Consider the following 5,869-nt stretch of genomic DNA (forward strand, 5'->3'; position numbering starts at 1 on the left):
CCGGTGTTCGTGCTTCATGACACCTCACGCGGGGTGGAGCAGCTCGGTAGCTCGTCAGGCTCATAACCTGAAGGTCGTAGGTTCAAATCCTACCCCCGCAACCAAATTAAGCCCGTAACTTCAATAAGTTACGGGCTTTTTGATTCCAAGCCCGTGGCCGACGGAAAATCTGTGTCCGTACTGTGTCCGTAAAAAATGGCGGCCGGAGGCGCCGACCTGGCGCTCCCTGTCGTCATTTGACGCGTCATGGCGACCACCACCACGATGCTCGGGACCAAGCCGCCCATCAGCAGGCCTCCAACTCTGCCGACCTCGATCCGGGCAACAGCAGGGCCAGCACCTCGTCGCCACTCAAAGTCTCAGCTTCGATCAACCGGTCAACAAGCCGGGGCAGGGAAGCTGAGTGGGAGTTGATCAGAGACATGGCTGCGCCATAGGCCCTGTCGAGACGCGCCTCGACCTGGCGGGCGATGTCGGGACGGCGCGACAGCAGGATGTCGATCGTGTCGGGTGACGGCATGCCAGACCAGATAGGCGTCGCCGCCCCACACAACCCCAGTGCCGTAATCGCCGATGTGGCTAACAATGTGGCCCTGGCCAAATCACTCTCGGCGGTACCTCCGGCTCCACTTGAAGCCGCACCGAGCACAATTTCCTCCGCGGCCCGGCCCGCCAACAGGATCGTAATCAACTCATCGATATCGGCCGATGTAGCCAGGTCGAGTTCGGGGCGCATACTGATCACTCCGCCGCCCGTGGTCGACGTCTGGCGGATACTGACATGGCGTAAGGTATTGGGTTGAAGATGGGCAATGGCAATGGCGTGACCGGCCTCGTGGATCGCACAACGGCGAAGCATCGAGGGGCACACGTCCGGCGCATTGCCACGGATTTCAGCAATGATATCCTCCATGCACATGGCCCGGCTACCTTGTCGACCACGACGTTTTGCGCCGCGGACCCAGCGTGCCACATCAGCTCCGGTGCCCCCGATGGCCAGTTTGGCTGCGGCGGTCAAATCTTCGCCGGAAAGTTCGCCGCCAAGGTGATGGCGCATGATTTGTGTCAGGCCTCCCTCGTCTGGTAGCCCGATCGTGATGTGGCGATCCAGGCGCCCCGAACGGGTGATGGCGGGGTCAAGGCTACTGGGGTGATTAGTTGCGCCAACCACAATTACCCCCTCCCGTGCAACGACGCCGTCGAGCAGTTCCAAAAATCCATTGATGACCTGGATCGAGTAATCCTTGTGTGCAGAGTTAAGATTTGACCGATCGCCAAAGCCATCGATTTCATCCACGAGTAGGATTGCCGGAGCTGCTGCGCGAGCCTGTTCAAACGTACGGCGCATTGCCTTTAATAGGTCTCCAAGGTGGCCTGCCGCCTGCCATTCACCGAGACTGGATGCAATCAGCGGCACGCCGCAGCTGCCTGCGAGAGCTCGGGCAAAGGTCGTCTTGCCGCACCCTGGCGGACCGCCGAGCAGCACTCCACGATCCACCTCGGACCAAGTCAACGTACCCGCACGATACTCCGTGAGATCTTTTGCCAAGGAGTTACCCCAGGTCACGGCCTCATCCATCCCGCCCAGGTCGGCAAGGGTGATATCGGGTACAACCTGCCGCTTGGCAATCATGGCGCTGAGACGGCGGATCGCGCTGTCGGCATCCTGGCCGGCTCGCACCGCCAGCCTGAGATCATCGGGAGAAATCTTGGTGGCGATTGTATCCGCGATAACGTCGGTGGGGGATGTCCCGGTGATCTCCTCGATGATATTGGCCAACTGCCGCGCATCAACAGGCTGAAGTGTAATCGTCGCGTCGGCGGCAGCCAGCAGGGCGGTCGGAAGGCTTGCATCAGGATTGGGGGCAAAGCCGACAGCGGTACCTCCATGGCCGAGGGCGAGGGCGACAATGGCCGCTCCATCCGTCATCTTTTTAGAATCCCCAGCGTCTTCTCTTATGAATGCAATATGGAGTGGTTTAACATTATCACGCCACCTCGGCGAATTGATGTTGTCGCCGTTGGCCATGGTCTGGCCATCCTGCATTATAAGGAACGCCCAGGCACTTTGGACAGGTTTGGCCCAAAGGGGAGGGACTGCGACGATAATGGCAGCACTGCCTTGGCCCGCCAGATCCCTGATGTCGGGGGATGCGGCAAATGCGGCCTCGAGCATGTGGATCGCAGCCAAGTCGCCGGGATCGCGTGGGCGCGGCGGATTGGCCTCAGTATCAAGACCGCTAAATTCGGTGTCTTCGTCAGTGCCGAGCTTGGCGAAGCCCGACGTTGTGGTAGGGGGATGGGAATTTTTCATTTTTGCCTCCAATGGGCGGATTTTCGGTGCGCCCAGACGGAGTGCCGGAGCGTCAGGTAATGTTTGGTGATGCTTTGGCGGTCACTCGGGATCCTCCACCTGACGATTGCGGGCGGCTGTCCAGCCCAGCGCCTTGTTGAAGTCGATGTTGCGCAATGCCGCTTCCTTACGTGCGTTGGCCTGCCATTTCCCCCAATTTTCGGCTAAGCGCTCCTGGCTTTGGGCGTGGATCAAGGATAAAGCTTGACGCCCAGCCGGACCAATGGGGGCTCCCTGAAGCCAACGATGGCCAGCAGAAGCGTCCCGGCCCAATGACAGGGCAAAGTGTTTTGCGGTGATCGGGCCCACCGAAGCGCGGAGCTGCTCCAGAAGCTCTCCCGCTGCCGGGGCGTGAAGCGTTGGGGATGCCTTGGGATGAAAGAACATCCAACGCAAAATCAGGGCGTGGCATGGATCTGCCAGGCGATCAGGTTGGAGGCGCATGTGGCGTCGAATTGAACCCCACTTAGCGGAGCTCGCCCCGAGCAGCCAAGACATGTCTGTTGCATTGAGATTCAACAACTCCTGGGCGGTAGTGATGGTAGAAACAGTGATCGGACTCTTGTTGAGTGAATTCATTGCGACCTCCAATTAAGCCAGCATCGAGGGAAGAAACGGGGGCGACGCGGGAAGCGCTTCGAGGATCTGTGCCCAAGCCTGCATACCGTCGGTCTTGGTCAAAGGACGGTGAGGGGGATTAGCAGCAAGGCGGAAGCAGTATCCCTGTATATATGGCGTAGCCAGACCAGAGAAGGGCAGGATGGTCACGCGGACTTGGCCGTCCTGCAGCTGCTCGAGGATGGAGCGGCCATCAGTTGAGCCGCACTCGAACGACTCAGATACGCCAGTAGCATGCCAGACAATCAGGTCAGCCCTCAGCGGATAGCGGCCGGACGTAGCTGCGGCTTCGGGCTCGAGCTGACCACGGGGATCTTCGGCAACGGCAAGGAGACGTGCATGAACCTTCAAGACGCGGTGGTCGTCTGATTCGTTGCAGCCATGCTCATCGGCCAAGATTTCGTCGAGTAGCGTTTCAGTCACCATTGGGCGCCAGGGGATGACGACAGTGTCGACCGCGATATAACCGCCTGCGATGGACTCAGCCAGCAGGGCGCTGTCCTGGTGGGCGCGAGGTAGTCCGCTGGTCTGGGCGTGAATTAGACGCGGAAGAACATCATGGGGATTGGAAAGAATCGACGACAAGCTGGGCAGGTCGGCATTGGTGCTGATATTGTATGGGGTAGCGATAGACATAATGGGTCACTCCATTGTGTGATTTCGTTAGGCCCGGTGCTGGTGCTGGAACACCGCATCGGGCTGACTGAAATTAATATCGCACATGTGCGCTTTTGGCGCAATGCATAAAATACGCAAGATTGCGGAATTTTTCTGGTTCCGGCATTCTGTGCCCATGGATATCACTAGCGCACAGTGTCGCGCCGCGAGGGCGCTACTGGACAAGTCGCAAGATGACTTGGCTAAGATGAGCCGTGTCAGCAAGCGGACCATCACGCATTTTGAGTCCGGACAGAGGGCGCTCGTGCCAGCAACTCTCATGGCCATCAAACAAGCCCTTGAGGCGGCCGGTGTGAATTTCATACCGAGAGGGGTTGAGTTACGAAATCGTGAGGATTGCTGAAGCTGTCTTCCTTGGCGTGCCAACTATTGCGACGCCAGCCACACCGAATCTAAAATGCTCTAATCGTCTAGCGATGTAGTGCTTCGGCGCTGTGAGGGTTGCTTTTTTGTCAACATTTTGGGTGATGCGGCATTGCTACCCGGCAATTGGCGCATGCTGAGGGAGATGCGCTCAATGCCTTGGAAGGTTCTCAGAATCTCCTTAGCAACGGTGCTGACCGTCGTCTTGCCGTCTTCGGTCCGAGCTGAGGCAGTCCCCCTGGTTCAAGAGAGCGGCATCTACGTCTTGCCCGTTAACATAGGCGGCGCCATGACGTTGAAGTTCGTCCTCGACAGCGGTGCCTCCGACGTGACGCTGCCCCCGGACGTAGTTCAGAAGCTGATGCGTCAGGGTGTGGTGAAGCAGCGAGACTATATTGGTGCTCAAACCTACGGCCTTGCCGATGGCTCCACGATTCGAAGTGCCAGGATCATCCTCCATGAGCTAAAGGTCGGCAATGTTGTCGTCAGGGACGTGACGGCCAGCGTCACCCCGGACGGCGGTGCGCTTCTCCTCGGGCAGAGTTTCCTGTCGAAATTGCCGCGCTGGTCAATCGATAACACGCAGCATGCACTGATCCTTGGAGAAGACCCATTACCTGCCGGGGGAGATGCTTCTCCACAGAAGGCATTGGCCCGGACATCAGAACCGTCATTTGAAGCTGCCAAGGCAGCCTATGAGCGCGGAGACTTCGCTGCCGCCGCTCGCCTTTCCAAACCGTTGGCTGAGCAGGGCGATGCCATGAGCCAAATTGCCATGGGCTTCCTGTTCTTTTCCGGTCAAGGGGTGCAAAAGGACTATGGCGAGGCAGCAAGGTGGTATCGTCTGGCCGCTGATCAAGGCAACGCCAGTGGCCAACATAGTCTCGGACGCATGTATGCCGCCGGACTTGGCGTGTCCCAGGATCCAGTAACAGCTTACAAATGGTTCAACTTGGCTGTCGGCAACGGTGATGCAACGGCGACGAAGTCTCGGGATGACCTTGGAAGCAAGATGACGGCCACGCAGATTGCCGAGGCACAAAAGCTGTCCCGCGAGTGGAGGCCGAAGTCCCAATAAATCCGCTGACTACAAGGAGGGAGCGGATTGACGCCTACTCCAAGCCATGCCATCCGTACTGAAGTAATATGGCGGGAGGTTTGAATGAATAAGGGTGATTTGGTTGCCAAGGTCGCCGCTTCTGTCGGCATCACCAGAGCGCATGCCGACAAGGCCGTTGAGGCCGTCTTTACTGCCATCGAAGCTGCGTTGAAGGCTGGTGATGAAGTCCGTCTTGTCGGGTTTGGCTCGTTCAGCGTTGCCCAGCGTGCCGCCAAGAAAGGCCGCAATCCGCGCACTGGGGCGACCGTCCAGATTGCCGCTTCGAAGGCTCCCAAGTTTTCAGCGGGTAACCTAAGGCTCTGATGCTGGCGAGCCCCCCCCCGCAAAGGAGAAGCACCAGAACAGCTATCCTGCATCGAAGAGGTCTAAACTGACAGCATGATAACAAAGGGAAAAATCTAAATATGTCAGTCCGTTAAAATATCAGTTTCTCGTTGTGGCAATTCAACTATAACAAATTCTTGTATTATACCGGGATAGTCTTGATCAGTTTGTTCTCCGATTGCGGTGTGGCGTCTCTTGACATTCCAGAAGCCAGTCGCGTACCGCAGGAATGTGATACATGGTCGTTGTTCCGACACGAATCCTTGGGGGGCCTTTGCGGCGCGCATCAAGACGTTGTAGAGTGCGGCTGGAAATTCCCAGAAATTCCAGCAGCTGTGACCGGCCCCCAATGGCGGCTCCAGATCGAATGTTAGTGAAGCATGGTTGATGTTGCCTGGCCAGGGGCGACGGAG

General features: G+C 58.0%; 7 protein-coding genes and 1 tRNA gene. 4 read left to right on the forward strand and 4 right to left on the reverse strand.

What is annotated here, in order from left to right:
* The first annotated feature begins 27 nt into the window (after positions 1-27).
* A tRNA-Met gene (locus tag A6A04_RS17245) sits at positions 28-104 on the forward strand.
* 182 nt (positions 105-286) lie between these two features.
* Here the strand turns inward: A6A04_RS17245 and A6A04_RS17250 are convergent.
* From A6A04_RS17250 to A6A04_RS17260, 3 genes are all read right to left on the reverse strand, one after another.
* Positions 287-2,314: an AAA family ATPase gene (locus A6A04_RS17250; RefSeq protein WP_068495126.1), complete on the reverse strand. Its 2,028-nt coding sequence runs from the start codon at positions 2,312-2,314 to the stop codon at positions 287-289.
* Between the two features lie 81 nt (positions 2,315-2,395).
* Complete coding sequence (locus tag A6A04_RS17255) at positions 2,396-2,932, reverse strand: hypothetical protein (RefSeq protein WP_068495131.1); 537 nt, start codon at positions 2,930-2,932, stop codon at positions 2,396-2,398.
* Positions 2,933-2,944: 12 nt separating this feature from the next.
* Positions 2,945-3,607 carry a hypothetical protein gene (locus A6A04_RS17260; protein ID WP_068495136.1) on the reverse strand — a complete coding sequence of 221 codons (663 nt, stop codon included), beginning with the start codon at positions 3,605-3,607 and terminating at the stop codon, positions 2,945-2,947.
* 157 nt (positions 3,608-3,764) lie between these two features.
* On the opposite strand from A6A04_RS17260, the gene A6A04_RS17265 reads away from it, so the two are divergent.
* From A6A04_RS17265 to A6A04_RS17275, 3 genes are all read left to right on the forward strand, one after another.
* Positions 3,765-3,992 (forward strand): helix-turn-helix transcriptional regulator, encoded by a 228-nt coding sequence (locus tag A6A04_RS17265; protein ID WP_068495139.1) that lies wholly within the window; start codon positions 3,765-3,767, stop codon positions 3,990-3,992.
* A gap of 174 nt (positions 3,993-4,166) precedes the next feature.
* Positions 4,167-5,090 carry a retroviral-like aspartic protease family protein gene (locus A6A04_RS21855; RefSeq protein ID WP_281196795.1) on the forward strand — a complete coding sequence of 308 codons (924 nt, stop codon included), beginning with the start codon at positions 4,167-4,169 and terminating at the stop codon, positions 5,088-5,090.
* Between the two features lie 84 nt (positions 5,091-5,174).
* Positions 5,175-5,435 carry an HU family DNA-binding protein gene (locus tag A6A04_RS17275; RefSeq protein ID WP_068495138.1) on the forward strand — a complete coding sequence of 87 codons (261 nt, stop codon included), beginning with the start codon at positions 5,175-5,177 and terminating at the stop codon, positions 5,433-5,435.
* 104 nt (positions 5,436-5,539) lie between these two features.
* On the opposite strand, the gene A6A04_RS22960 is transcribed toward A6A04_RS17275, so the two are convergent.
* A partial coding sequence (locus A6A04_RS22960) for a hypothetical protein (protein ID WP_216636126.1) occupies positions 5,540-5,869 on the reverse strand: 330 nt, incomplete at its 5' end.

Origin of the sequence: Paramagnetospirillum marisnigri (assembly GCF_001650715.1) — a bacterium.
Lineage (GTDB): Bacteria > Pseudomonadota > Alphaproteobacteria > Rhodospirillales > Magnetospirillaceae > Phaeospirillum > Phaeospirillum marisnigri.

What these genes read in the sequence shown, in the direction of transcription:
- A6A04_RS17250 (WP_068495126.1), bottom strand. Translation starts at nt 2,314, where the DNA reads ATGAAAAATTCCCATCCCCCTACCACAACGTCGGGCTTCGCCAAGCTC.
- A6A04_RS17255 (WP_068495131.1), bottom strand. Translation starts at nt 2,932, where the DNA reads ATGAATTCACTCAACAAGAGTCCGATCACTGTTTCTACCATCACTACC.
- A6A04_RS17260 (WP_068495136.1), bottom strand. Translation starts at nt 3,607, where the DNA reads ATGTCTATCGCTACCCCATACAATATCAGCACCAATGCCGACCTGCCC.
- A6A04_RS17265 (WP_068495139.1), top strand. Translation starts at nt 3,765, where the DNA reads ATGGATATCACTAGCGCACAGTGTCGCGCCGCGAGGGCGCTACTGGAC.
- A6A04_RS21855 (WP_281196795.1), top strand. Translation starts at nt 4,167, where the DNA reads ATGCCTTGGAAGGTTCTCAGAATCTCCTTAGCAACGGTGCTGACCGTC.
- A6A04_RS17275 (WP_068495138.1), top strand. Translation starts at nt 5,175, where the DNA reads ATGAATAAGGGTGATTTGGTTGCCAAGGTCGCCGCTTCTGTCGGCATC.